Raw genomic sequence first — 221 nt, 5'->3', positions numbered from 1 at the left:
TTAAAAACGAACTTAAGTTTGGAATTATGGTATCTCGACTATCAGCTTGTGGCATATCTACACGTATTCGGCCTGTAAAACCTTTATCTTCACTTACAAATAAATTTTTTAAATCGTCAGCGTCGCTAAAAAATCCCAGTGCACCTTGATAAAATAGCTCACCGTCTGAAGTCATATTTACAGAGCGTGTACTACGGTGTAATAAACGCGTATTTAATGTA

General features: G+C 35.7%; 1 pseudogene. It reads right to left on the bottom strand.

Going from position 1 to position 221, the window contains the following annotated elements:
• Window positions 1–221, bottom strand: a pseudogene (locus tag V6260_RS18960) (LysR family transcriptional regulator); the annotation flags it as partial.

It is taken from the genome of Pseudoalteromonas aliena, from assembly GCF_038155085.1.
Classification (GTDB): domain Bacteria; phylum Pseudomonadota; class Gammaproteobacteria; order Enterobacterales; family Alteromonadaceae; genus Pseudoalteromonas; species Pseudoalteromonas aliena_A.
The sequence above is the reverse complement of the archived record's forward strand: the minus strand, read 5'-3'. Positions and strand labels throughout refer to the sequence as shown.